Annotated in this window: 21 protein-coding genes; 10 read left to right on the forward strand and 11 right to left on the reverse strand. The window is 70.6% G+C overall.

The genetic code is table 11. From position 1 onward, the window contains the following. Positions 1 to 34: 34 nt before the first annotated feature. Together ACQPWU_RS52635 and ACQPWU_RS52640 are read left to right on the forward strand one after the other, a co-directional pair. Entirely contained in the window at positions 35 to 1,720 is a 1,686-nt protein-coding gene (locus ACQPWU_RS52635; protein WP_433434420.1) for a serine/threonine-protein kinase, read from the forward strand. Between the two features lie 47 nt (positions 1,721 to 1,767). Continuing rightward, positions 1,768 to 3,153, forward strand: coding sequence for a class II fumarate hydratase (locus tag ACQPWU_RS52640; protein WP_433434422.1), 1,386 nt, complete (start codon positions 1,768 to 1,770; stop codon positions 3,151 to 3,153). Here ACQPWU_RS52640 and trpD read toward each other — a convergent pair. Continuing rightward, entirely contained in the window at positions 3,150 to 4,202 is a 1,053-nt protein-coding gene (gene trpD, locus ACQPWU_RS52645; RefSeq protein WP_433434424.1) for an anthranilate phosphoribosyltransferase, read from the reverse strand. The two genes, ACQPWU_RS52640 and trpD, sit on opposite strands and share 4 nt — an antisense overlap. Positions 4,203 to 4,441: 239 nt before the next feature. On the opposite strand from trpD, the gene ACQPWU_RS52650 reads away from it, so the two are divergent. The 5 genes from ACQPWU_RS52650 to ACQPWU_RS52670 are packed head-to-tail and all read left to right on the forward strand — an operon-like array spanning position 4,442 to position 10,511. After that, positions 4,442 to 5,194, forward strand: coding sequence for a 3-hydroxybutyrate dehydrogenase (locus ACQPWU_RS52650; protein ID WP_433434426.1), 753 nt, complete (start codon positions 4,442 to 4,444; stop codon positions 5,192 to 5,194). Beyond that, entirely contained in the window at positions 5,194 to 7,038 is a 1,845-nt protein-coding gene (locus ACQPWU_RS52655; RefSeq protein WP_433434428.1) for a helix-turn-helix domain-containing protein, read from the forward strand. Before ACQPWU_RS52650 ends, ACQPWU_RS52655 begins: the two co-directional genes overlap by 1 nt. Positions 7,039 to 7,093: 55 nt before the next feature. Beyond that, positions 7,094 to 8,368 carry an MFS transporter gene (locus ACQPWU_RS52660; protein ID WP_433434430.1) on the forward strand — a complete coding sequence of 425 codons (1,275 nt, stop codon included), beginning with the start codon at positions 7,094 to 7,096 and terminating at the stop codon, positions 8,366 to 8,368. Then, positions 8,365 to 9,366 (forward strand): alpha/beta fold hydrolase, encoded by a 1,002-nt coding sequence (locus ACQPWU_RS52665; RefSeq protein WP_433434432.1) that lies wholly within the window; start codon positions 8,365 to 8,367, stop codon positions 9,364 to 9,366. Before ACQPWU_RS52660 ends, ACQPWU_RS52665 begins: the two co-directional genes overlap by 4 nt. Next, positions 9,366 to 10,511: an alpha/beta hydrolase family protein gene (locus ACQPWU_RS52670; RefSeq protein WP_433434434.1), complete on the forward strand. Its 1,146-nt coding sequence runs from the start codon at positions 9,366 to 9,368 to the stop codon at positions 10,509 to 10,511. The genes ACQPWU_RS52665 and ACQPWU_RS52670 overlap by 1 nt, the downstream gene beginning before the upstream one ends. Here the strand turns inward: ACQPWU_RS52670 and ACQPWU_RS52675 are convergent. Both ACQPWU_RS52675 and ACQPWU_RS52680 read right to left on the reverse strand, forming a co-directional pair. Beyond that, positions 10,501 to 12,498, reverse strand: coding sequence for a glycosyltransferase family 2 protein (locus tag ACQPWU_RS52675; protein WP_433434436.1), 1,998 nt, complete (start codon positions 12,496 to 12,498; stop codon positions 10,501 to 10,503). The genes ACQPWU_RS52670 and ACQPWU_RS52675 overlap by 11 nt on opposite strands. Before the next feature lie 71 nt (positions 12,499 to 12,569). Further along, positions 12,570 to 13,262, reverse strand: coding sequence for a lytic transglycosylase domain-containing protein (locus ACQPWU_RS52680; RefSeq protein WP_433434438.1), 693 nt, complete (start codon positions 13,260 to 13,262; stop codon positions 12,570 to 12,572). 285 nt (positions 13,263 to 13,547) lie between these two features. On the opposite strand from ACQPWU_RS52680, the gene ACQPWU_RS52685 reads away from it, so the two are divergent. Genes ACQPWU_RS52685 through ACQPWU_RS52695 form a run of 3 tightly spaced genes read left to right on the forward strand, consistent with a single transcriptional unit; the run spans position 13,548 to position 16,125 of the window. Beyond that, entirely contained in the window at positions 13,548 to 14,222 is a 675-nt protein-coding gene (locus ACQPWU_RS52685; RefSeq protein ID WP_433434440.1) for a response regulator, read from the forward strand. Further along, on the forward strand, positions 14,219 to 15,631 hold the full coding sequence (locus tag ACQPWU_RS52690) for an ATP-binding protein (RefSeq protein WP_433434442.1): 1,413 nt from the start codon (positions 14,219 to 14,221) through the stop codon (positions 15,629 to 15,631). Before ACQPWU_RS52685 ends, ACQPWU_RS52690 begins: the two co-directional genes overlap by 4 nt. Further along, a complete protein-coding gene (locus ACQPWU_RS52695; protein WP_433434444.1) occupies positions 15,628 to 16,125 on the forward strand; it encodes a hypothetical protein in 498 nt (165 codons plus the stop codon). Before ACQPWU_RS52690 ends, ACQPWU_RS52695 begins: the two co-directional genes overlap by 4 nt. A 24-nt stretch (positions 16,126 to 16,149) precedes the next feature. Here the strand turns inward: ACQPWU_RS52695 and ACQPWU_RS52700 are convergent, their stop codons facing one another. The 8 genes from ACQPWU_RS52700 to ACQPWU_RS52735 all read right to left on the reverse strand — a co-directional run bounded on the left by ACQPWU_RS52700 (position 16,150) and on the right by ACQPWU_RS52735 (position 24,408). Then, positions 16,150 to 17,418 carry a PhoH family protein gene (locus ACQPWU_RS52700; protein ID WP_433445521.1) on the reverse strand — a complete coding sequence of 423 codons (1,269 nt, stop codon included), beginning with the start codon at positions 17,416 to 17,418 and terminating at the stop codon, positions 16,150 to 16,152. A gap of 257 nt (positions 17,419 to 17,675) precedes the next feature. Beyond that, positions 17,676 to 18,437 (reverse strand): isoprenyl transferase, encoded by a 762-nt coding sequence (locus ACQPWU_RS52705; RefSeq protein ID WP_349448432.1) that lies wholly within the window; start codon positions 18,435 to 18,437, stop codon positions 17,676 to 17,678. A 51-nt stretch (positions 18,438 to 18,488) separates the two neighbouring features. Beyond that, complete coding sequence (locus ACQPWU_RS52710) at positions 18,489 to 19,037, reverse strand: hypothetical protein (protein ID WP_433434446.1); 549 nt, start codon at positions 19,035 to 19,037, stop codon at positions 18,489 to 18,491. A 136-nt stretch (positions 19,038 to 19,173) separates the two neighbouring features. Then, positions 19,174 to 19,584, reverse strand: coding sequence for a hypothetical protein (locus ACQPWU_RS52715; RefSeq protein ID WP_433434448.1), 411 nt, complete (start codon positions 19,582 to 19,584; stop codon positions 19,174 to 19,176). Continuing rightward, complete coding sequence (locus ACQPWU_RS52720) at positions 19,581 to 20,444, reverse strand: DUF692 domain-containing protein (RefSeq protein ID WP_433434450.1); 864 nt, start codon at positions 20,442 to 20,444, stop codon at positions 19,581 to 19,583. The genes ACQPWU_RS52715 and ACQPWU_RS52720 overlap by 4 nt, the downstream gene beginning before the upstream one ends. A gap of 1 nt (position 20,445) precedes the next feature. Beyond that, positions 20,446 to 21,384 (reverse strand): TIGR04222 domain-containing membrane protein, encoded by a 939-nt coding sequence (locus ACQPWU_RS52725; RefSeq protein WP_433434452.1) that lies wholly within the window; start codon positions 21,382 to 21,384, stop codon positions 20,446 to 20,448. A gap of 100 nt (positions 21,385 to 21,484) precedes the next feature. Then, positions 21,485 to 22,474, reverse strand: a complete 990-nt coding sequence (locus tag ACQPWU_RS52730) for a TIGR04222 domain-containing membrane protein (protein ID WP_433434454.1) — start codon at positions 22,472 to 22,474, stop codon at positions 21,485 to 21,487. Between the two features lie 68 nt (positions 22,475 to 22,542). Then, positions 22,543 to 24,408, reverse strand: a complete 1,866-nt coding sequence (locus ACQPWU_RS52735) for a phosphoenolpyruvate carboxykinase (GTP) (RefSeq protein WP_433434456.1) — start codon at positions 24,406 to 24,408, stop codon at positions 22,543 to 22,545. Positions 24,409 to 24,435 lie beyond the last annotated feature (27 nt).

Here is a 24,435-nt window from a genome sequence, read left to right on the forward strand (position 1 = left end):
GCACTTCCCAAGCGAGAATCGATATCTTCTTCTCATGCCGGAACAGCAGACACGCCTGCTCGCGGAGCGCTACGAGCTCATAGCCCCGCTCGGCCGGGGGACCATGGGCACCGTGTGGCGCGCACGCGACCGCGCGCTCGGGCGCGAGGTGGCGGTCAAGGAAATCCGCCAGGACCCCGGCCTCACCGAGGAGCAACGGGCCGAGCTGCGCGAACGTATGGTCCGTGAGGGGCGCATCGCCTCGCGCATCAACCACCCGTCCGTCGCCGCCATCCACGACGTGCTGATTCAGAACGACAGCCCGTGGATCATCATGGAGCTCATCGAAGCCCGCTCGCTGGAGCAGGTGATCGAGGAGGAGGGGCCGCTGCCGCCGCGGCTGGTGGCCGAGATCGGCGTGGATCTGCTGGGGGCGCTGCGTACCGCGCACGCCCAGGGCATCACCCATCGCGACGTCAAGCCGGGCAACGTGCTCATCACCGAGAGCGGGCGCGTGGTGCTGACCGACTTCGGCATCGCCAAGGCGGAGGGCGACTCGCGGCTGACGAAGACCGGCATGGTGATCGGCTCGCCCGGCTACACGGCGCCGGAACGCGCCAGGGGCGAGTACACCGGCCCCGAGTCCGACATCTGGTCGCTCGGGGCGACTCTGTACTTCGCCGTCGAGGGACGGCCCGCGTACGAGCGGGCCACGATCGCGGAGACGCTGGCGGCGCTGCTCAGCGAGAGCGCCGACCCGCCGACGCAGGCAGGGCAGCTGCGGCCGGTGCTGAACGGGCTGCTGAACAAGGACTACCGGCAGCGGCTCGGCGCTGCCAAGGCGGAGACCCTGCTGCGCATGGTCGCCGACACCCCCACGAGCGAGATGCCGGTGCTCACGGCCGAGGCTCTTATGGCGCAGGAGGCCGCTATGCCCGATCCGTTCGCCGTCCCCAAGAACCCCGTCCCCCAGCCTCCCGCACCCGCCGGACAAGGCGGTCCCGGAGGACCCTGGGGTCAGGGCCGGCCTCCTGCCGGACCGGGCGGCCCGATGCCCGGAGGACCCGGTGGACCGGTCGGCGCTCCCGGCCGTCCCGTTCCTGCGCGACCCGGCGGCCCCGTGCCGGGCGGTCCGGTGCCCGGGGGCCCGGGTGGACCCGTACCCGGCGCGCCTGGCATACAGGGGCCCGGCGGACAGGGGCCGCGGCCGGTCCCGGGGCCCGCGTCAGGGCCGCACGGCCCGAGTGGCCCCAATGCGCCCACCGTGCCGCGGATCACCCCGCCCGCTCACCCGCCACAGGCCGGTGCCGCCGGCGCCCAGGGCACCTCGTCCCCTGGGGCGGGGTACGACCCGGAGCGGACGGTCAGCATCGCGCGGCCCAAAGGGCCGCTTCCCCCGGCTCCCGATCGGCCGCAGCCGCCGCAGCAGCCGGGTGACGAGGGCGCCGTCGCCACCCAGCGCATCCAGCTCCCGCAGCCGCCGGGCCAGCAGGTGTATCCACCGACGGGCAAGCCCCAGCCCGTCCACCAGCAGCCGGTGATGCCGCCGCAGGGGCCCCAGCAAGGCCCGCAGCAGGTCCCGCGGCAGGGGAAGGGCCTGGGTACGGACCTGTTCGCGATCGCGGGCAACCCGGAGCAGAAGCCCACAGGCAACCGCAACGGCATGCTGGTGCTCATGACGGTGGCCGCCGTCGCGGCCGTGGTGATCGCCGTCCTCATCGTGGCCCTGTTCTCGAGCTGACCACCCACCACGCGGGAATCGCGCGGCCGTGGGTAAGACTGGAAGTCATGAGCGAGTTCAGAATCGAACATGACTCGATGGGCGAGGTACGCGTGCCCTCAGGCGCCAAGTGGCGCGCGCAGACCCAGCGGGCAGTGGAGAACTTCCCGGTCTCGGGACGCCCTCTCGAGCCGTCCCACATCGCCGCGCTCGGCCTGGTCAAAGCGGTGGCCGCCGAGGTGAACGGCGAGCTGGGCATGATCGACAAGGACATGGCCGAGGCCATCGCCCAGGCGGCGGCCGACGTGGCCGAGAACGAGCACGACGCCCACTTCCCCATTGACGTCTTCCAGACCGGCTCGGGCACCTCGTCCAACATGAACGCCAACGAGGTGATCGCGACGCTGGCGGAAGAGCGCCTCGGCCGTCCCGTGCACCCGAACGACCACGTGAACGCCTCCCAGTCGTCCAACGACGTCTTCCCGACCTCGATCCACGTGGCGGCGGCGACCGAGGTGACGTTCCACCTGCTGCCCTCGCTCCAGCACCTGGCGGCGGCGCTGCGGGAGAAGGCGATCGAGTTCGACGGGGTGGTGAAGTCGGGGCGCACGCATCTGATGGACGCGACCCCGGTGACGCTCGGCCAGGAGTTCGGCGGGTACGCCACCCAGATCGAGCACGGCGTCGTACGCGTCTCCGCGGCCCTCGAGCACGTGCTTGAGCTGCCCTTGGGCGGCACCGCCGTGGGCACCGGCATCAACACCCCGCCCGGCTTCGCCCAGGAGGCCATCGCCAAGCTCCGCGAGGCGACCGGCATCGCGTTCGTCGAGGCCGGCGACCACTTCGAGGCCCAGGGCGCGCAGGACTCGATCGTCGAGCTGTCGGGACAGCTCAAGGTGGTGGCCGTCTCGCTCACCAAGATCGCCAACGACCTCCGCTGGATGGGCTCGGGCCCGCGCGCGGGGCTGGGCGAGATCAACCTGCCCGACCTGCAGCCCGGCTCGTCGATCATGCCCGGCAAGGTCAACCCGGTGATCCCCGAGGCCACGGCCATGGTCGCGGCCCAGGTGATCGGCAACGACGCGGCGATCACGTTCGCCGGCGCGTCCGGCACCTTCGAGCTGAACGTGCAGCTCCCGGTCATCGCGCGCAACATCCTGGAATCGATCAAGCTGCTGGCGAACGTGTCGCGGCTGCTCGCCGACCGCTGCGTCTCCGGCATCACGGCGAACGTCGAGCGCCTGCGCGAGTACGCCGAGTCGTCGCCGTCGATCGTCACCCCGCTGAACAGGTACGTCGGCTACGAGGAGGCCGCGAAGATCGCCAAGCAGGCCCTGGCCGAGCGCAAGACGATCCGCGAGGTCGTCATCGAGCGCGGCCACGTGGCCAACGGCACGCTGACCGAGGAGCAGCTCGACGCCGCGCTCGACGTGCTGTCAATGACCAGACCCTAATGATCGGGCGCTGACGCCCGTGCCCGGGTGGCTTCGGCCCAGCGGGTGAGCAGGGACAGCGCGGCGCCGGAGTCGACCACGTCCGCGGCTCGCTTGTAGGCGGCGCCCAGGGCGGCCGTGAGGTCGGGCGCGGGCGGCGCGCCGTCGCCGGCCACCACGGCGGCGGCCGCGTTGAGCAGCACGACGTCGCGCACCGGTCCCTGGTCTCCGGCGAGCACCGCCCGCGCCACGGCCGCGTTGTGCCGGGCGTCGCCGCCGCGCAGGTCGTCGGGACGCGCCCGCGGGATCGACAGGTCGGCCGGGTCGAAGACGGTACGCGTCACGGTGCCGCGGCGTACCACCCAGACCGTGGAAGGGCCCGAGGTGGTGAGCTCGTCGAGCCCGTCGTCGCCCCTGAAGACCAGCGAGGAGCAGCCCCGCTCGGCCAGCACGCCCGCGATGACCGGCGCCAGCCCGGGATGGAAGACGCCGACCGCCTGGGCGGCCGGCAGGGCGGGGTTGGTGAGCGGGCCGAGGAAGTTGAAGACCGTCGGGACGCCCAGCTCGCGGCGCGGCCCCGAAGTGCGTTTCAACGCCGGGTTGAACATGGGCGCGAAGCAGAACGTGATGCCGGCCTCGTCCGCCACCTCGACCACCGCGGCGGGCGGCAGGTCGATGACGACGCCGAGCTCCTCGAGCACGTCTGCCGCGCCCGCCATGGAGGAGGCGGCCCTGCCGCCGTGCTTGACCACCTTGACGCCGGCGGCGGCCGCGACGATGGCGGCCATGGTGGAGATGTTCACGGTGTTGGCCCGGTCGCCGCCGGTGCCGACGAGGTCGACGGGGTGGCCGGAAACCCTGATCGCGGCCGCTCTGGACAACATGCCGTCGGCCAGCCCGGACACCTCCGCCACGCTCTCGCCCTTGGCCCGCAGCGCGACCGCGAACGCGGCGATCTGGGCGTCCGTCGCCGTCTCCGTGATGATCTGCTCCATGGCCCATTGCGCCTGGCGTGAGGTGAGCGACGCGCCGTCGAGCAGCGTGGTGAGCAGTGCGGGCCAGGTGGTCATGGTGTGCGCCCCTTTCGTCTGTGCTCGACGAGGCGCGTTCGACGTGCCGACGGCCGCCTCGTCGAGGCGGCCGTCGCGCGTATACGCCGGGAGGTCCGCCTAGGAGGCGGGCCACCACTGGGACGAATACGCGATCATGCGCTCAACATAGCAGATTCCAGTGATCCACATAGGGCGAGTCTCATCTATGTCGCCCGCACCCATGCGTCGCGGCATGGAGAGCGCCTAGGGTTCGGGGTATGGCGAAGGAGCTGACGGGGCGGACCGCGCTTGTGACGGGGGCGGGAGGCGGCATCGGGGCGGCCTGCGCCCGGCGCCTGGCCGCCGAGGGGGCCAGGGTGCTGGTCGTCGACATGCGGGCCGAGCCCGCCGAGAAGGTCGCCGCCGAGATCGGCGGCGCGGCCGTGGTCGCCGATCTGAGCGATCCCGGCTTCGTGACGTCGCTGCCGGACGAGCCGGTGGACATCGTGGTGAACAACGCCGGGTTCCAGCACGTCGCGCCGATCGAGGAGTTCCCGCCCGAGGTCTTCTCGGCGATTCTCAAGGTGATGGTCGAGGCGCCGTTCCTGATCGCGCGCAAGGTCCTGCCCGGCATGTACGCCAAGGGCTGGGGCCGGTTCGTGAACATCTCCTCCGTGCACGGGCTGCGTGCCTCGCCGTACAAGTCGGCCTACACGGCGGCCAAGCACGCGCTGGAAGGGTTCTCCAAGGTCGTGGCGCTCGAAGGGGCGCCGCACGGCGTCACCTCGACCTGCGTCTGCCCGGCGTATGTGCGGACCGGGCTGGTCGAGGCGCAGATCGCCGACCAGGCTAAAGTGCACGGCATCGAGCCGGACGAAGTCGTGGAGAGCATCATGCTGCAGCCCGCCGCGATCAAGCGGCTGATCGAGCCGGAGGAGGTGGCCGAGCTGGTCAACTACCTGTGTGGCCCCGCCGGGTCGTTCATCACCGGCGTGTCGCTGCCTGTGGACGGCGGCTGGACGGCGCGCTAGTGGCCAAACACTTCCTCGAACTGCTGGCCAGGGAGGCCTCTGCCGTCGAGTTCGAGGGGCCGATCATCCAGGCCAGGGCGGCCGGGGCGGCCCCGGCCACGATCGAGGAGCTGGAGCAGGCCAAGGTCGAGGCGCTCAAGGTGCGTGAGCTGCTCAAAAGGCGTGCAAGGCGCGAGGCCGAGCTGTCGGCGCTGTACGACACGGCCGGCGACCTGGCCGCGCTGCGCGACCTCGACGCCGTGCTGGAGGCCATCGTGCACCGGGCCAGGCAGCTCCTGGCCACCGACGTCGCCTACATGACGCTGCACGACCCCGAGCAGGGCGACACGTACATGCGGGTCACCGACGGCTCGATCTCGGCCAAGTTCCGGGCGCTGCGGCTGGCCATGGGGGCGGGGCTGGGCGGGCTGGTGGCGCAGACGGCCACGCCGTACTCGACCGCCGACTACTTCGCCGACGCCAGGTTCCGGCACAAGGACGACATCGACGAGGCCGTCAAGGAGGAGGGCCTGGTCGCGATCCTGGGCGTGCCATTGCGGCTGGGCCAGCGGGTGATCGGCGTGCTGATGGCGGCCAACCGCAGTGCGCGGCCGTTCCACCAGGAGGAGGTGTCGCTGCTGGCGAGCCTGGCAGCGCACGCCGCCGTCGCGATCGACAACGCCAGGCTGCTGCAGGAGACCAGGAACGCGCTGGAGGAGCTCTCCCAGGCCCACAGGATCGCCAGGGAGCACGGCGACGCCGTGGAGCGGGGCGCGCTGGCCCACGACAGGATGACCTCGCTGGTGCTGCGCGGCGGCGGGATCGAGGACGTGGCGGCCGTGGTGACCGACGTCCTCGGCGGGTCGTTGGCCGTGCTCGACGACCTGGGACGGCCACTCACGGGCGACGTGGGCGAGCTGGACTCAGGGGTGTTCGAGGCGGCGCAGGCGTCCAGGGCGCTGGGGCGTACCGTGCGGAGGGGCGACCTGCTGATCGCGTCCGTGGACGTCGGCGCCGAGCCGCTGTGCACGCTGATCCTGCGCAGCGACGACGCCGACGAGCGCATCCTGGAGCGGGCGGCGCTGGTGTGCGCGCTGCTCCTGCTGTTCCGCAGGAGCGTGGCGGAGGCCGAGGGCCGGGTCAGGGGCGAGCTGCTCGACGACCTGATCTCCCGGCCCGACTCCCCCGGACTGACCGACCGGGCGCGACGGCTGGGTGTGGACCTGCACGCACCGCACGTCGTGGTGGTGGCCAAGCACGGCGGCCAGCGGGAGCGGGCCGCGTTCTGGGCCTCGTCGCAGGCCGCGCTGCGGCACGGGCTGGCGGCGGGCCGGGGTGACGAGGTCGTGCTGCTGCTGCCCGGCGAGAACGCGGGCCGCATCGCGCAGAACGTGGCCGTGGAGCTGAGCACGTCGCTGCACAGCCCCGCCACGGCGGGCGCGTCGAGGGCCGCCGTCGAAGGAGACGTGGCCGGGGCCTACCAGGAGGCGCGGCGGTGCGCTGAGGCGCTGATCGCGCTCGGCCGCACCGGCGACGGCGCGAGCGCGGCCGAGCTGGGGTTCGTGGGGCTGCTCGTCGGCGACGGCCGCGACGTGCGCGGCTTCGTCAGCAGGGTGCTCGGCGGCGTGATCGACTACGACGCCCGCAGGGGCACCGCGCTCGCCGACACGATGGCCGCCTACTTCGGCTCGGGCGGCTCACCCTCCCGTACGGCCGAGGCCATGCACATCCACGTCAACACCGTCACGCAACGGCTCGACAGGATCGGCAAGCTGCTCGGCGACGGCTGGCTGGAGCCGGAGCGCGCGCTCGAGATCCAGCTGGCGCTCCGCCTGCACCGGCTCGGCCACACATCCACCCCATAGACTGTGGGCTCCGGCGCCATATGAGTGACGCCGGTCACTCCATACCGTGACCGGCATGGCCACTTCCATCAAGAAGATCGTCGCCGCGAGCCTGATCGGCACCACCATCGAGTGGTACGACTTCTTCCTGTACGGCTCGGCAGCCGCCCTCGTCTTCAACAAGCTCTTCTTCCCCGAGTCCGACCCGCTCACCGGCACGCTGCTGGCGTTCCTCACCTACGCCGTCGGATTCGTCGCCCGCCCCCTCGGCGGCCTGGTCTTCGGCCACTTCGGCGACCGGGTCGGCCGCAAGACGCTGCTGGTCGTCAGCCTGCTGACCATGGGCGCCGCGACCTTCCTGATCGGCTGCCTGCCGACGTACGAGACCCTGGGCCCGTCCGCGGCGCTGCTGCTGACCGCGCTGAGGCTCGTGCAGGGCTTCGCGCTCGGCGGCGAGTGGGGTGGCGCGGTGCTGATCGTCTCCGAGCACGGAGAGACCGACCGCCGCGGCTTCTGGGCCTCCTGGCCGCAGGCCGGCGCCCCGGGCGGCAACCTGCTGGCCACGGGCGTGCTGACGGCCCTGGCCGCCTGGCAGTCCGACGAGGCGTTCCTGGCGTGGGGCTGGCGGGTGCCGTTCCTGCTGTCAGGCGTGCTGGTGCTGATCGGGCTCTGGATCCGGCTGACGATCAGCGAGTCGCCGGTCTTCCAGCAGGCCCCGCCGGAGGAGGCGGCGCCCATCGTGGGCGTGCTGCGGCACCACTGGAAGGACGTGATCACCGCGATCGGCGCGCGCCTCGCGGAGAACATCTCGTTCTACCTCCTCACCGTCTTCGTCATCACGTACGCCAAGTCAGCCAAGATCGAGAACTCCACCGTGCTGGGCGCGGTGCTGATCGCCTCGGCCATCCACTTCGTCACGATCCCGATGTGGGGCGCGCTGTCCGACCGGATCGGCCGCCGCCCGATCTACCTGGCGGGCGCCGCCGGGATCGGGGTGTGGATCTTCGCGTTCTTCCCGCTCGTGGACACGGGCAACTTCCTGGTGATCACCCTCGCCGTCACCGTCGGCCTGCTCTTCCACGGCATGATGTACGGCCCGCAGGCGGCCTTCTTCTCCGAGCTCTTCGGCACCAGGATGCGCTACACCGGCGTCTCCATCGGCGCGCAGCTCTCGGCGATCGTGGCCGGCGCGCTGGCCCCGATCATCGCGGTCGCGCTGCTGAAGAGCTACTCGAGCAGCGTGCCCATCTCGATCTACCTTGGTGTGGCGGCGCTGCTCACCCTGGCCGCGGTATACGCCGCGCGTGAGACCCAGGGCAGCGACCTGGCCGAGAGGATCCACGCGCGATGAAGGTCACCACGCCGAGGCTCACCCAGAACGTCCTGACCGTCGAGGGCAGGGACACCGGCGAGCCCGTGCTGTTCGTACACGGCAACGTCTCCTCCGCCGCCTTCTGGCGCGACAGCATGGCGGCCGTCCCCGGCGGCTACCGCCCGCTCGCGGTGGACCTGCGCGGGTTCGGCGAGAGCGACCCCGCGCCCGTGGATGCCACAAGGGGCCTGCGCGACTACTCCGACGACCTGATCGAGCTGGTCGAGGCGCTCGACCTGGACGGGGTGCACCTGATCGGCTGGAGCCTGGGCGGCGGCATCGTCCTGCAGCTCCTGCGCGACCGCCCGGCCGTCGTCAGGAGCGTCACCCTGGTCAACCCCATCTCCCCGTACGGCTTCGGCGGCACGGAGGGCCCGGAGGGCCGCCTCACGCACCCCGACGGCACGGGAGCGGGAGCCGGAGCAGCCAACCCGGACTTCGTGGCCCGGCTCAAGGCGGGCGACATGTCGGACGAGTCCCCCACGTCGCCCCGCAGCGTCTTCCGCTCCTCGTACGTCAAGCACCCCGAGGTCCATGACGAGGACTTCTACGTACGCTCGATGCTCACCACCCACGTCGGCGAGGCCAACTACCCAGGCGATGCCGTCACCAGTCCCGAGTGGCCCGGCGTGGCCCCCGGCAAGACCGGTCTGCTCAACGCCATCGCCCCCACCCACTTCCGCCTGGACGACCTCCACGAGATCGACCCCAAGCCGCCCATCCTGTGGATCAGGGGCGCCGACGACGTGATCGTCTCGGACACGTCGCTGTTCGACCTGGCCCACCTGGGCGCGCTCGGCGTGGTGCCCGGCTCCCCCGGCACGCCGGCCCAGCCCATGGTGGCCCAGACCAGGGCCGTGCTTGAGCGCTACGGCCCGTACCGCGAGGTCGTGCTCGACGACTGCGGCCACAGCCCGCACCTGGAGCACCCCGAAGAGTTCCAGCGTCTGCTGGCCGCCCACCTCGGGGAGGCGTGATGCTCGTCGCGCTGAGCTTAGTGGCGAGCCTGCTCACGCCGACCCCGCAGCTCACGGTCCCGGGCGCGGAGCAGGCTCTGGTGGCCACGCTGGACGACCTGACGACGGCGGGCACGGTGAAGACCGGCCACACCGACCCGGCCGACTGGGCCGGCCTGCACTCGGCCGCCACGGTCAACCCGACGGGCGTGCCCGGCACCCAGATCGACGGCTACTTCCCCGACACCTCCACCACCAACGCCACGCACGGCTGGAACCACGACTCCCAGTTCGTGATCAGGCTCCCCGACGACTGGAACGGCGGCCTCGTCGTCAGCGGCACCCCCGGCAACAGGGAGCAGTACGCCAACGACTACACGATCTCCGACTGGGTCCTGGCCAAGGGGTACGCGTTCGCCGCCACCGACAAGGGCAACGTCGGCGTGAACTTCTACGAGGACGGCCGCCGCCCCGGCGACGCCATCGCCGAGTGGAACGACCGCGTCACCCAGCTCGCGGTGGCAGCCAAGGCCGTCGTCAGGCAGCGGTACGGCCAGCGGCCGAAGCGGACGTTCGTGGCAGGCATCTCGAACGGCGGCTACCTGGTCAGATGGCAGCTGGAGAACCGCGGCTGGCTCTACGACGGCGGCGTCGACTGGGAGGGCACGCTCTGGCGGGTCAAGGGCGACAACCTGCTCAACTTCCTGCCGCCCGCGCTGAAGGCGTACCCGGACGAGGCCGGGGTGCGGGCGGCCGGGTTCGCGGCGGGCTCGGAGTTCCTGTGGCCCTTCCACCGGCAGTACTACTGGGAGCTCACGCAGCAGCTCTACCAGAAGGAGCTGGACCCGTCCTACCAGGGCGCGGCGGCCGACTACGACTACGACCAGCGCAGGCCGTACGCGGCGGTGGCGAAGATCGCGCTGACCGGCCGGATCACCAAGCCGCTGATCACGATCCACGGGACGCTCGACACGCTGCTGCCGATCTCCCGCGACTCCGACGTCTACGCGAAGATGGTCGGCCCTAACCGGCCGTTCCGCTACTACCGCGTCGAGGGCGGCAACCACCTCGACAGCCTGGTGGACGTCTACCCCGACCGGCTCAAGCCCATGCTGCCGGTCTTCAGGCACGCCTTCGAGGAGCTGGAGGGCTGGGTCAGTCCTTGAGATAGCGGTGCTTGCCCGCGCGCGCCAGACGCACCAGGTGACGCGCGCCGGGCAGCCGCCTGCCGATCCTGTGCAGCAGGGTGTCCCTGCCCATGGGCGAGCGCCGTCGCGGATCGACGGCGGCGGCCGGCCGTACCGAGATCCTCCCCCTGTGGATCTCCAGCGCGAACCTCAGTCCAACCTCCTCCTCCGACGAGCGCAGCGACGACAGCCACCGGCCGGGACCGAGCTGGTCGGGGGCCGGCATCATCCACTTGACCGGCATCTTGGCGACGAGCTGCCCGGCGATCTTGCCCGGCACCCCCGCCTCCACCAGTGCCGGGGCGCACACCTCGCGGCCGCGCCGCCCGGTGTTGCGCAGCACCAGCTCCAGCGGCGGGCCGCCGCTCGGCGGCACGTACGGGACCGGCAGCACGACGTACACGTGACCGTCGAGCTTCTTGATCTCCACCCCCGGCGACACCAGCGCGATCGACTCGGGGAACGAGCGCGGCTCGATGGCCAGGCCCAGCTCGCCGTGGTCGGTCCAGCACGGCACCACCAGCCGTACTCTGGGGCGCTGGGCCAGCACGCCCAGGCAGTTCAGCGGGCCGTCGGAGCGGCCGACCCGGCTCCTGGCCTGGTTGGCGCCCCCGAACATGCGCACGTGCACCTCCCACTGGCCGGGTTTGAGCGGCTGGCCGTGCGCGGCCTTCGTCACGTCGAGCCTGCCCTCGCCTCTGATCTGCACCCTGATCTTGTTGCGGCCGTCGGCGACGCGCTCCACGTGCTGCGTTATCGGCAGGAAGTGGATCGCGCCGGTCTCGGAGTGGCGCACGTAGAGCTCGACGCGGGCCCGCTCGACCGCGTCGGTGATGTCGGTGACGCTGTCGTCGAGCGAATCGGTCTCCATCGCGCGCGGCGGTATCCAGTGCACGCGCTCGCCCTGCGTACGGTACCTGTCGGGCGTGCCGTCGCCCGCCAGGACCTCCACGGTCAGTCCGAGCACCAGCACATGGGCGTCCCAGCGCATCTCGGTCAGGTCGGCGCGGAGGCCGGCGCTCTTGGAGGAGTTCGACAGGAGCACGATCTGGTCCAGGCGTCCCATGCGGGCGTACGCGGCGACCAGGCGGAGCTGGACCGGGATGTAGCGGTCGAGCCGTGTGGGGAACCGCTCCGTCGCGAGCTCCTGCACCACCCGGAAGTGCAGGCCGCGATCGACGGAGGAGTCGGCGAATCTGGCGGTCACCAGCGGGCGCAGGACGGCGTAGCGGAACCAGTGGGCGTACATGCGGTCGCGCTGGCGGCCCTCGCCGACGTAGGTGTCGATGTCGTCGAGGAGCCCGATCAGCTCCTTGACCATCGCCCGCGGCTCCTCCTCGTATCCACGCCGCTCGCCGAGGTGGCAGCAGATGTGCTCGGCCAGCACGGCGATGACCTTGGCGCGCAGGTAGGCCCGCATCACGAATGCCTGCTCGGCCATCCGGCCGCCGGGCACGGCGAAGCCCAGCTCGTGCTCCTCCAGGAAGGCACGACGGTAGAGCTGCTGCGGCACGAGCAGGCCGAGCAGCCGGTCGCGCACGATGTCGGCTCGGGGCGTGCTGCGCTCGAAGGCCGTCATCGGCGGCCCGAAGTCGCGGATCAGACGGCCTATCAGCACGTCGGCGTCGGCCTCCACGGCACGCTCGTACATGCGGGCGATCGCGTCCTTCTCCAGCCGGTCACCCTGGTCGAGGAAGAACACGTAGTCGCCGACGGCGGCCGCGAGGCCCACGTTGCGGCCGCGCATGGGGGAGCCGGTATGCGGCAGGTGCAGCACGCGGACGTTCTCGCGGGCCGCGGCGATGGTGTCGAGCCGCTCCCCGGTCCCGTCGGTGGAGCCGTCGTCCACGAAGATCACTTGATATTCGGCCGGGAGCATGGTCTGCTCCACGGCCGAACGGATGCACGCGTTGGCGGTGCCACCCGGATTGTGGACATTGACGATCACACTGACCTTCACACCCATGCGGCCAGCGTGCGCCGGTATACCCCCTTCCGGCTCGGCGGCTTGCCGATTAGAGAAGGAAAGTTGACCTTCTAATACCAACCCACCGACTGTGAATGCCCCCAAGCAGCGCAAGGCGTGCCGTAGCGGCCCTTGATATAGCCGAGGCCCCACTTGATCTGGGTCTCGGCATTGGTCTGCCAGTCGCCGCCCGCGCTGGCCATCTTGCTGCCGGGCAGGGCCTGCGGGATGCCGTACGCGCCGGAGTAGCGGTTCATCGCCCGCTCGTTCCAGCCGCTCTCCTTCGTCCAGAGCCGCTCCAGGCAGCCCCACTGGTCACCCCAGCCCATGGAGGCGAGCAGGGTCTTGGCGGTGGACTTGTTGCTGCCCGGCGAGGGATCGCTGCCCGGCGGGAAGTTCATGGACGGGAACCCGTCACCGCCCGGCGCCTTCTTCGGCACGACCCAGTCGAGGCCGCCCTTGCCCGCACCGGAGCGGTCCTTCTTCAGCTGGTCCGCCTTGAATGCCTGCTGGGCCGCGTTCTTGAGCGCGTCGCTCTGGGGGTCGGGCACGTAGAGGTTGCCGCCGGCGATCGCGCCGAGCTGCTCCGGCGTGAAGGGCTCGGCGGGCGGCCTGTTGGCGTTCTGGATCGCACGATAGGCGACGAAGCCGCCTCCACCGACGACGACCACGAGGGAGACGGCGATGACGACGATGCGCTTCGGGGTGAAACGCGCAGGCCGGCGCGCCGAGGGCAGGTCTTCCTTCGGGGGGCGCTCACTCAACTGCGGACCGGGGCTCACGAACCATGAGCTTGCCCTGTCCTGGGGGGTGGTTCGCAACCGAAACGCGGTAATCGCTTGGCTCTATGTTGGTTAACCCGCCGGTAAGCACGGCGTTTCGGAACGGTGTGATTTTGGTCACACCGACCATGGGCTCCCCTTCGGGCGCCCGTAGCCGAAGGGGAAGCCGCTTCAAGGGTGCCGCGGCCACTTCGGGATCCCATCAGCGCTACGTCACAGTTTGGTGACTTAGTTCGGGCATTCGGGACATGGAATAATAATGTGCGCGTGGCTGGCATTCTCCTTGTTGAAGACGACCCCTCCGTGCGTACCGCTCTCGAGCTCGCGCTGACCCGGCAGGGGCACTCCGTCACGTCCTACGCGACGGGCGAGGAGGCGCTTGAACACATCAGGGCCCGCCGCCCGGAGATCGCGATCCTCGACGTGATGCTCCCGGGTATCGACGGGGTCGAGGTGTGCCGTCGTGTGCGCAAGCTCGACCAGCTGCCCGTCATCCTGCTCACGGCCCGCGGCGACGACCTGGACGTGGTGGTCGGGCTCGAGGCCGGCGCCGACGACTACGTGGTCAAGCCGGTCGAGCCCCGGGTCCTGGACGCGCGCATCCGCGCCATCCTGCGCAGGGCCGAGTCCGCCGCCTCCGATCGCATCACCTTCGGCGATCTCGTGATCGACCGGGGCGCGCTCAAGGTCACGCTGGCCGGCAAGGAGATCCACCTGACGCCGACCGAGCTGCGGCTGGTGCTGGAGCTCGTACGGCACCCCGGCCAGGTGCTCAACCGCCGCTATCTGCTGCGCGCGGTGTGGGACCACACGCACATCGCCGACTCGCGGCTGGTGGACGCCTGCGTGCAGCGGATCCGCGCGAAGATCGAGCCGAAGCCGGCCGAGCCCGTGTTCATCCACACGGTGCGCGGGTTCGGCTACCGTTTCAGCCCTCCGTGATCCCGCTGCCCACCGGGCTGCGCGCCCGCCTCGTCATCACGTTCACGCTCGTCGCCGTCACCGCATCGACGCTGGTCGCCACCATCGGCTTCGAACTCGCCAAGACAGCGCTCGTGACCCGGGCCGAGAACACCTCGCTCGACCTGGTCACCAGGGAGCTGAGCGGCATCACCTTCCCCGTCGGCAAACTCAGGCCGGGCGAGGCCGCGCCGACGACCGACGATTTGGACCACGTGACCGCCGCGCTGAGCGGGCCGGGCAGAAGTGTGCTGGTCGAGTACGGCAACATGGTCTCCGCCGAGGGCCCCATGACCATGAGCGACGTGCCCAACGAGCTCTACGGCCGGGCCAAGCAGAGCGTCGTCACCCAGCGCAAGATCATCGATGACCAGCTCTGGCTCATCGTCGGCGCCGAGGTCTACCGCGACACCGGCGGCGTGCCCGAGGCCACGGGGCTGCGCGCGTTCGTCTTCTTCCCGATGCACGACGACGAGAGCCAGCTCGGCACGCTCAGGACCACGCTCGTCCAGGGTGGCGCGGCCATCGTGCTGATCGCGCTGGTCGTGGCCCTGTTGTCGGCCCGGCAGGTGCTGTTGCCGGTCAGGCGGCTCAGCGCGGCCGCGCAGGCACTCGGCCAGGGCAGGCTCGACACCCGCCTGCCCGTCCACGGGCAGGACGAGCTGGCCGAGCTGACCGCCAGGTTCAACGACGCGGCCGCGGCGCTGGAGCTGAGCGTGTCGGAGCTGCGCGCTCTGGAGGCCATGTCGCGCCGGTTCGTGGCGGACGTCTCGCACGAGCTGCGCACGCCCCTGACCGCGATGACGGCCGTGGCCGACATGCTCTCCGAGGAGGCCAACCGGCTGCCCGATGCGCCCGCGGAGGCCGTGCGGCTCGTGCTCCGGGAGATCGAGCGCCTGCGCGAGCTGGTCGAGCACCTCATCGAGATCAGCCGCTTCGACGCGGGCACGGCCACGCTCAACCTCGAGCCCGTGAACGTGGCCGATGCGATCATGGACTGCCTGGAGGTACGCGGCTGGAGCGACCGGGTGCAGGTGAAGGCATCCCAGGGCTTGACCGTGAACCTCGATCCGAGGAGGTTCGACGTCATCGTGGCCAACCTTGTCGGCAACGCGCTCAAGCACGGTCAGCCCCCGGTCGTGGTGAGCGCCAGGGGCACCGAGAACGGCCTGGAGGTGAAGGTGCGCGACCACGGCAAGGGCATCCCTCACGAGGCGCTGCCGCACGTCTTCGACCGCTTCTTCAAGGCGGGCGCGGGCCGGGCCCGCAGCCAGGGCAGCGGCCTCGGCCTCGCGATCGCCAGAGCGAACGTCCACCTCCACGGCGGCACCATCTCCGTACGCCCCCAGAACCCCGGCACCCTGTTCACGGTCTGGCTCCCGCACGCATGAAACGCGCTCTGACGCTGCTCGCCCTGCTCGCCCTGGCGGCCTGCGGCATCTCGCCCACGGACGTGCAGGACCGCGGCAACGTGCCCACCATCAAGATCCCGCCGCCGTCCAAGACGATCTACCTGATCAGGGACGGCAAGCTCGCCCTGGAGCCGGCCGACGTCGAGAACGACACCGTCGGCAGCCTGCTCGGCGCGCTCTTCGCGGCCTCCACGCAGCCTCTCGGCGAGCGGGACACCGCGCTGCGCGGCTTCACGTACCTGGGGATCAAGGACTCGCTGAACCCCGTGCAGCGGGACGAGATCCAGCTCCCGCGCACCTCGACGCTGACCGTCTACATCAGGGGCGAGGGCACGCTGACCAGGCTCGGCAAGGCGCAGATCGTCTGCACGGCCCAGCAGGACGCGGCGTTCGAGCTGGTCAAGATCGTCCGCGAGAACGCGAACCGCCCCTCCCGGTCGGAGGGGCGGTACACCTGCGGCGAACTGAAATGAGCCCCTAGAGGCTTCTGGAGGCCTCTAGAGGGTGATGTCCTCCAGCATCTCCGTCACCAGCGCGGCGATCGGGGAGCGCTCGGAGCGGGTCAGCGTGACGTGGGCGAAGAGCGGGTGGCCCTTGAGCTTCTCCACCACCGCCACCACGCCGTCGTGCCGCCCGACCCTGAGGTTGTCGCGCTGGGCGATGTCGTGGGTGAGCACGACCCTCGAGTTGGCGCCGATCCTGCTCAGCACGGTCAGCAGCACCCCGCGCTCCAGCGACTGGGCCTCGTCCACGATCACGAACGCGTCGTGCAGCGACCGGCCGCGGATGTGCGTCAGCGGGAGCACCTCAAGCATGCCCCTGTCGAGCACCTCCTCGATCACCTCGGGCGAGGTGATCGCGCCGAGCGTGTCGTAGACCGCCTGCGCCCACGGGCCCATCTTCTCGCCCTCGGTGCCCGGCAGGTAGCCGAGCTCCTGACCGCCCACGGCGTAGAGCGGGCGGAAGACGACCACCTTGCGGTGCTGGCGGCGCTCCAGGACCGCCTCCAGGCCCGCGCAGAGCGCCAGCGCCGACTTGCCGGTGCCGGCCCGGCCGCCCAGCGAGACGATGCCGATCTCCGGGTCCATCAGCAGGTCGAGCGCGATGCGCTGCTCGGCGGAGCGGCCGTGCAGTCCGAACACCTCGCGGTCGCCGCGGACGAGCCGTACCGACTTGTCCGGCTGCACCCGGCCGAGCGCCGAGCCCCTGGCCGACAGCAGCCGCAGCCCGGTGTGCGCCGGCAGGTCCCGGGTCTCCTCGAGGTCGGCGGTGCCCTGCTCGAAGAGCGCCTCGACGCCCTCGGTGGTCACCTGGACCTCGGCCATCCCCGTCCAGCCCGACTCGTGAACGAGCTCGGCGCGGTATTCCTCGGCCGCCAGGCCGATCGAGGCCGCCTTGACCCGCAGTGGCAGGTCTTTCGACACCAGCACGACGTCGCAGCCCTCGGCGGCCAGCGAGCGGGCCACGGTCAGGATGCGCGTGTCGTTGTCTCCCAGGCGGAACCCCACAGGCAGGATGGAGGGATCGCTGTGATTGAGCTCAACCCTGATCGTGCCGTCCTCCGTAGGCATCGGCTCGTCGAGCCTGCCGTACTGGATCCGCAGGTCGTCGAGGTAGCGCAGAGCCTTCCGCGCGAAGTACCCGAGCTCGGGATGGTGCCGCTTCCCCTCCAGCTCGGTGATGACCACGATCGGAAGGACAACGTCGTGCTCGGCGAAGCGCGTCATTGCCGCCGGGTCGGCTAGCAGGACTGAGGTGTCCAGCACGTACGTCCGCTTGGCCGACTGGTGAGTAGGGTTGCTCGAGGACACTGCCACACGTTCTCCCCCGGGCGCCCATTGGGGCGGGCGCCCTGCAGACGAGGCGGGATTCGGACCGGGCCCGCTTCCCCGACCGCAAGCTGCCGTCGGCGCCGGGTCCCGGCCCCCTCGGCAGATCTTGGTGCAAAGGCGGGCCCTCTCCGAAATGTCCGGCCTGCGGTCGGACATTTTCTACGTTACGTTCTGAATGCCCTCTTGTCGCACTATGAACCGTAACGTCGGTGTCTCGCAGCGTAGTCGCGCAGCGCCCGCAGGAAGTCGACCCTGCGGAAGTCAGGCCAGTAGGCCTCGTGGAAGTAGAACTCAGAATGAGCGCTCTGCCAGAGCATGAAGCCGGACAGACGCTGCTCTCCCGAGGTCCGGATGAGGAGGTCCGGGTCGGGCTGGCCGCGAGTGTAGAGATGCTCCGCGATGTGCTCCACATCGAGCACCTCGACGAGGTCCTCGATGCTCGCCCCTCTGCTCGCATGCTCTTGGAGCAGTGAGCGCACCGCATCGGCAATCTCACGTCTTCCTCCATACCCAACTGCAACGTTCACAATCAGGCCTGGACGGTGTGATGACGCTTCCTTTGCATTTTTTAGGACATTCGCCGTTCGGTCGGGCAGCAGATCGAGCGCACCGACCGGGCTGATCCGCCAGCCCTCCTCCACGAGCTCCTGCGTCACGTCCTCGATGATGCGCAGCAGCGGCTCCAGCTCCTCCTTCGGCCGGTTGAGGTTGTCGTTGGACAACATCCACACCGTGACGACCTCGACGCCGGTCTCGCGGCACCAGCCGAGCAGCTCGGAGATCTTGTCGGCACCCTTGCGGTGGCCGCTGGCGACGTCACGCATGCCCATCGCGCGCGCCCAGCGGCGATTGCCGTCAATGATGACCCCGACGTGCCGGGGGATGCTGTCCTTCGACAGCTTGGACTCCAGCCGGTGCTCATACAGCCGGTAGACCAGATCGCGCAGGCCCACGGAGTTCCTCCCCAGCGGTTGCCTTTGGTCGCTTGACCCAACAGGCAATTATCACCGCGATTCGCCCATGCCCGCCCCGTCTATGGGATTCCTCGCCAGATCTCTACCTTCTAGACACCCCTCCGCCTCATTCACGAGGCCTCGTACGAACGTCGCCAACTCGGCCGACGTCAGCACCGCACGCATGCCCACGCCCGTCAAGCCCCACGCCTCCACGTACGCCCTCCTGGTCAGCCGCCACTGCCCCTTGGCCGCCTGCCACACGGGGATGGTCCTGAGCTGGCAGCGCAGCTCGCCGCCGCCCACCAGGCCCGCTCTCGTGCGGTAGCGGAAGGAGAACAGTTCGCTGTCCGGCTCCTCGTCGGGGAACCTGTCGTCCGGATCGGCCCACCGCCTGGCCGGTCCCCGGCCCTCGCGGGCCTCGTCCACACCGCGCGCCAGGCGCGCGAGCAGCCAGCCGCACCGCTCTCCGACGCTCCCGTACGGCGTGCCGTCGCGTTGGAGCTCGAGGGTGACCTCGTACGGCGTGCCGACGCTGTCCTTGCATGCCACCGGCGTGACGGTCAGATATGAGCCGTCGACGCAACGCAGTCCCCCCATTCCCTCACGGTTTCCGGCCGAATGTCGGCTAAACCGCCTATGCCGGATCCGCCCCCGCCTTCCCACAGGACCTCACCGAAGTGCGGTGGGTGGCGGAGAAGCGCAGGTCAGTCGCGGTGCGGTGCGGGAACGGGGCTCAGGGCAGGAAGCGGGACCACCAGCGGGGCTTGCGGGGCGGGTCGGGCAGGCGGCCGCGTTCGCGCAGCCAGGCGGCGAAGTCGTCGGCGTCGGTGCGGTAGTCCGGCGGCGGCACGCTCCGGGACCGGGCGTAGGCGGCGAACTCCGCCACCAGGTCGGGGCCCGCCGCGGCGGCCGCGTCGGGACGGAGCCTGGCCACGACGCTGCGCCGCTTGGCGACCAGGCTCAGCGCCTGCACCCGCATCCGCTCGGGATCGAACCCCTTCGGCACGGCGGCCCCAGCGACGAGGGCCGCCACCACCCGCCCCTGCGCCTCCGCGAGGCGGCGCTGAGCCTCCACCAGCTCCTTCCCATCCGGTTCCGCCGAGCGGCCCTGAGCCTCCGCGAGGCACTGCGGCTCGTCCGTCATCCGGACTCCCGGGCCAGGGACATCGCGGCCCTGATCCTGGACAGCTCGCTCTCCAGGGCCGCATCGCTCGGGTAGTCGTCGTCCCACTCCAGCAGCACGCCCGGCGGCTTGGCCCGGGCGCACAGCTCGGTGAGGAGGTCGAGGACGGCCTGGGGCGCGGAGGTGGTGTGCGTGTCGTGCCAGATGCCGTGATGCTCGTACCCGCCGGCCACATGGACGTACGCGAGGTTCTCGAGCGGCAGCGCGTCGAGCGCGTCCACCGCCGACAGGCCCAGGTTGAACTGGTTGGTGTAGAGGTTGGCCACGTCGATCAGCAGCCCGACCCCGGTGCGCTCGACCAGCTCGGCGAGGAACTGGGCCTCGGTCAGCTCGTCGTCGGGCCAGCCGAAGATCGCGGCCACGTTCTCCAGGGCCAGCGGCACCGGCAGCGCGTCCTGCGCCTGGCGCACGTTCTCGGTGATGACCCGCAACGACTCGCGCGTGCGCGGCACGGGCAGCAGGTGGCCGGCCTCCAGCCCGCCGCCCCGTACGAACGCCAGGTGCTCGCTGACCAGCGGCGAGTCCAGTGCCTCCGCGCAGGCGGCCAGGTGGGCCAGCCTGGCCGGGGAGGGCGGCTCGGCGCCGCCGATCCCCAGCGAGACCCCGTGCGGGATCACCGGCAGGCCCCTGGCGCGCAGGAGACGTAACGACTCGGGCAGGTGGGCGGGCTTGATGTTCTCGGCGACCACCTCGAGGAAGTCGACGCCCGGCATGCGCTCGATCGACAGGTCGAGCTCGGCCCGCCAGCCGATGCCCACTCCGAGCTCCACCCCCGGCTCGTCCCCGAGGGCGGCCCGCCGTCCGGCCTCCGGCTCGGACATGTCAGCTCCCTCCGCCACCGCAACCACCGCCGCCGCAGCCGCTTCCGCCACCGCAGCCGGAGGAGCCGCTGCCACAGCCCGACCCGCTGTCGGCCGCTCCGCCGCAACCACCGTAGTAGTAGCCGCCACCGCCACTGCTGCTGCCGGACGTCGACCGCCGCCTGCGTCGAGGCGCGGCCCGCGGGACGTAGGTGTCCAGCGCCCTGCTCAGGTCCGTGTCGCGCAGCGCCCAATGACCGTGCAGCGCGATGTGTACCGGCCTGTTTCCCGAGCCCGCGGGGTACGCCTTCCTGGCCTGGTCCCGCTCCTCCACTCCGTCGGCGGTGAGCGCGACCCGCCTGGACTTTCTGTCGCCGGCGAGCACGACCGCCGCGCCGATCCCCGTTGCCACCAGGACGAGCACGGCGAGCAGCGGGAGCAGCACCGGGCCTCCGGTGAGCATGACCACCCCCGCTACGGCCCCGGCGACCGCCAGGATCGACACCACCCTCAGTCCGACGGCCAGCCACTTGAGCCGTGCGAGACGGGCAGCGGACAGGATCAGGCCCAGCTCGGCGAGACGGTGCTCGAGCTCCTTCATGGCCGGACTATGGCCCACCGCCTGGCTGACCAGCCACCTCGACGGGCCGGCGTTGTCCGCGACGGCGGTCAGAGTCTCCCGCTCGATGGGGTTGTCCGTGGCGGACCTTACGGAGACGGTGTGGAAGCGCGGCCCCCGTGACACGCGCAGCTCTCCGGTTTCGGCCAGGAGCGTGATGGCCGTGTTGACCACCTGCTCGGGCCCGCCCGCCAGATAGGCGAGATCGTAGTGATCGAGGTCGCGAGCGCGGGGTCCGGCCCCGGCCGCCCGGTTGGGGGCGTACTCGCGTTTGATCGCGGAGGCGATGGTGACGGCGATCGCCGCCAGGGCCACCGAGAGAATCAGCAGGACAAGGTCCATTACGGCCTCCCTCCGTCCAGCCGATCAGGCTGGTTACCGAAGAGACGCGTAAAGCAACGATAAAAGTTTCGTTCTGCTCATTTAGATTCCCGGGACTTTTTCAACTGCTGCTGCCGCAGCTCGATCCGCCGCCGCAGCTGGACCCGCCACCGCAGCTCGACGAGCTCCCGCCGCAGCTCGACGACCCGCAGCTGGACGATCCTCCGCCGAAGTCGTGGCCGCCGAGGGAGTCGCTGCCGAAGGTGGTGCCGTCGCCGCCACCGCTGTAGCTCCCGCAGGAGCCGGTGCAGTCGCCACCCGGGTCGCCTGCCGACAGCTCGTCGCAGAGGCTCTGGTCGCCCGCGTCCTGCAGCCCGTACAGCGCGACGGGGATCCCGACCGCCATGGCCAGCGAGCTCTGGTCATTCGCGCCCCTCGGATGGTAGCCGCGAGCCGACAGCAGGACCTCGCGTCCCGCCCTGGTGACGACGTTCCGCAGCCTGCGCCGCTGCCGGAAGATCGCGGCGAGCCCCGAGATGACGGCGATCGCGCTGAAGAACAGCACGCCGATGAACACCTGCTCCTTGCCCGCCAGCCCCGCCGCGGCCAGCGCGACCACCAGCACCGCGAACGCGCATGCCGCACCCACAGCCGCCTTCAGCAGCCTCCTGCGCCGCCACGCCGCCCCGTACGCGTCCTCCGGCACGACCAGGCCGCGCGCCTGGAGCCCGCCGACCAACCCGGCGAGTGCCGGATGTCTCTCCAGCTCCCGCCGCAGCTCGCCTGCCCGGCAGCCGCCCGGCCTGGCGGCCAGCGTGTCGAGCACGGCCTGCTCGATCGGCACCGGCGACGGCTGGGCGCCGTGGACGGGGGTCACCTGTGAGCCGCGCGACACACGAATGGCGCCGGCCGTCGCGAGGACGACCAGCGCCGTGTTGATGACCCGCCGCGGCCCGCCGGAAAGGTAGGCCAGCTCGTAAGGGGACAGATGGTGCCCGTCACCGCTCGGCGCCGCCTCGCTGACGCGTCTGCGCTCGCGCTCGACGCCCCGTTCGGCCGCGTTGACCAGGAAAACCACGCCAAACGCGGCGAAGAGCAGGACATAGTCCACGACAGCCCCCTCCTAGCGGTACGGCAGTCCGTCAAATTAGACGGCACCGCCGTACCGCACAAGGGGGGTCAGCCGAGGCGGTCGAGCAGAGCGTTGTACTCGTCCCACAGCTCCTTCGGCAGATGCGAGCCGAACTTGTCGAAGTGGGCCGGGACCAGCGACGCCTCCTCGCGCCACACGTCCTTGTCGACCGACAGCAGCGTGTGCAGGTCCTCCTCGGACAGGTCCAGGCCCTCGGTGTCGAGGTCGGCGGGCAGCAGGCCGATCGCCGTCGGCACGGCCTTGGCCTCGCCGTTGAGCCGGTCGACGATCCACTTGAGCACCCGGCTGTTCTCGCCGAAGCCCGGCCAGATGAACTTGCCGTCGGCGTTCTTGCGGAACCAGTTGACGTAGTAGATGCGGGGCAGCTTGGCGCCCTTGCGGCGGCCGATGTCCAGCCAGTGGTCGAAGTAGTCGCCCATGTTGTAGCCGCAGAACGGCAGCATGGCGAACGGGTCGTAGCGCAGCTCGCCGACCTTGCCCTCGGCTGCGGCGGTCTTCTCGGAGGCGACGTTGGCTCCGAGGAAGACGCCGTGCTCCCAGCTCAGCGACTCCGTCACCAGAGGTACGGCAGTGGCGCGGCGACCGCCGAACAAGATCGCTGAGATGGGCACGCCCTTCGGGTCCTGCCATTCGGGTGCGATGGTCGGGCACTGGGAGGCCGGGGTGGTGAAGCGGGCGTTCGGGTGGGCGGCAGGCTCGCCGCTGCCGGGCGTCCAGGAACGGCCCTTCCAGTCGGTCAGGTGCGCCGGCGGCTCCTCGGTCAGCCCTTCCCACCACACGTCGCCGTCGTCGGTGAGGGCGACGTTGGTGAAGATGCTGTTGCCCCAGAGCGTCTTGATCGCGTTGGCGTTGGTCACCTGACCGGTGCCGGGCGCGACGCCGAAGAAGCCGGCCTCCGGGTTGATCGCGTAGAGGCGGCCGTCGTCACCGAAGCGCATCCAGGCGATGTCGTCGCCGATCGTCTCGACCTTCCAGCCGGGGATCGTGGGCTGGAGCATGGCGAGGTTGGTCTTGCCACAGGCGCTCGGGAAGGCGGCGGCGATGTAGCGGGTCTCGCCGGAGGGCGGCGTGAGCTTGAGAATCAGCATGTGCTCGGCCATCCAGCCCTCGTCGCGGGCCATGGTGCTGGCGATGCGCAGGGCGTAGCACTTCTTGCCGAGCAGGGCGTTGCCGCCGTAGCCGGAGCCGTACGACCAGATCTCGCGGGTCTCGGGGAAGTGGCTGATGTACTTGGTCGAGCTGCACGGCCAGGGCACGTCCTCCTGGTGCGGCTCCAGCGGCGCGCCCACGGAGTGCACGCACTTGACGAACTCGCCATGCTCATGGTCGCGCTTGCTGCGGCCTCCGTTGGCTCGTCCCTCGCTCTCTCCGGCCTTTCGCGCCGCTCCGCGCTGCTCGATGAGGCGGAGCGCCCTGTCCCCCATCCTCGTCATGATCCGCATGGAGACGGCGACGTACGGGGAGTCGGTGATCTCGACGCCGAGCTGCGAGATCTCGCCGCCGAGCGGGCCCATGCAGAACGGCACGACGTACATCGTGCGGCCGCGCATGCAGCCCTTGAACAGCCGTCCGAACGTCCGGCGCATCTCGTCCGGAGCGATCCAGTTGTTGGTGGGCCCCGCGTCCTCCTCGCGCTCGGAGCAGATGAAGGTACGGTCCTCGACTCTGGCCACGTCGCTGGGGTCTGACTTGGCGTAGAAGCTGTTGGGCCGGGCGGCCAGCCGTGTGAGGGTGCCCTGCTCCACGAGGAGGTTGGTCAGGCGCGTCCACTCCTCCTCGGACCCGTCGCACCACTCGATCCGGTCTGGCTGGGTCAGGGCGGCGATCTCGTTCACCCACGCGGCCAATTCCTGATTGCTGGTCGGTGCGGGCACTTCCACGGAAACAGACACGACTGCGACTCCTCCACTCTCTCAGGG

The organism is Nonomuraea sp. CA-141351, from assembly GCF_050944675.1.
In the GTDB taxonomy this organism is placed as follows: Bacteria; Actinomycetota; Actinomycetes; order Streptosporangiales; family Streptosporangiaceae; genus Nonomuraea.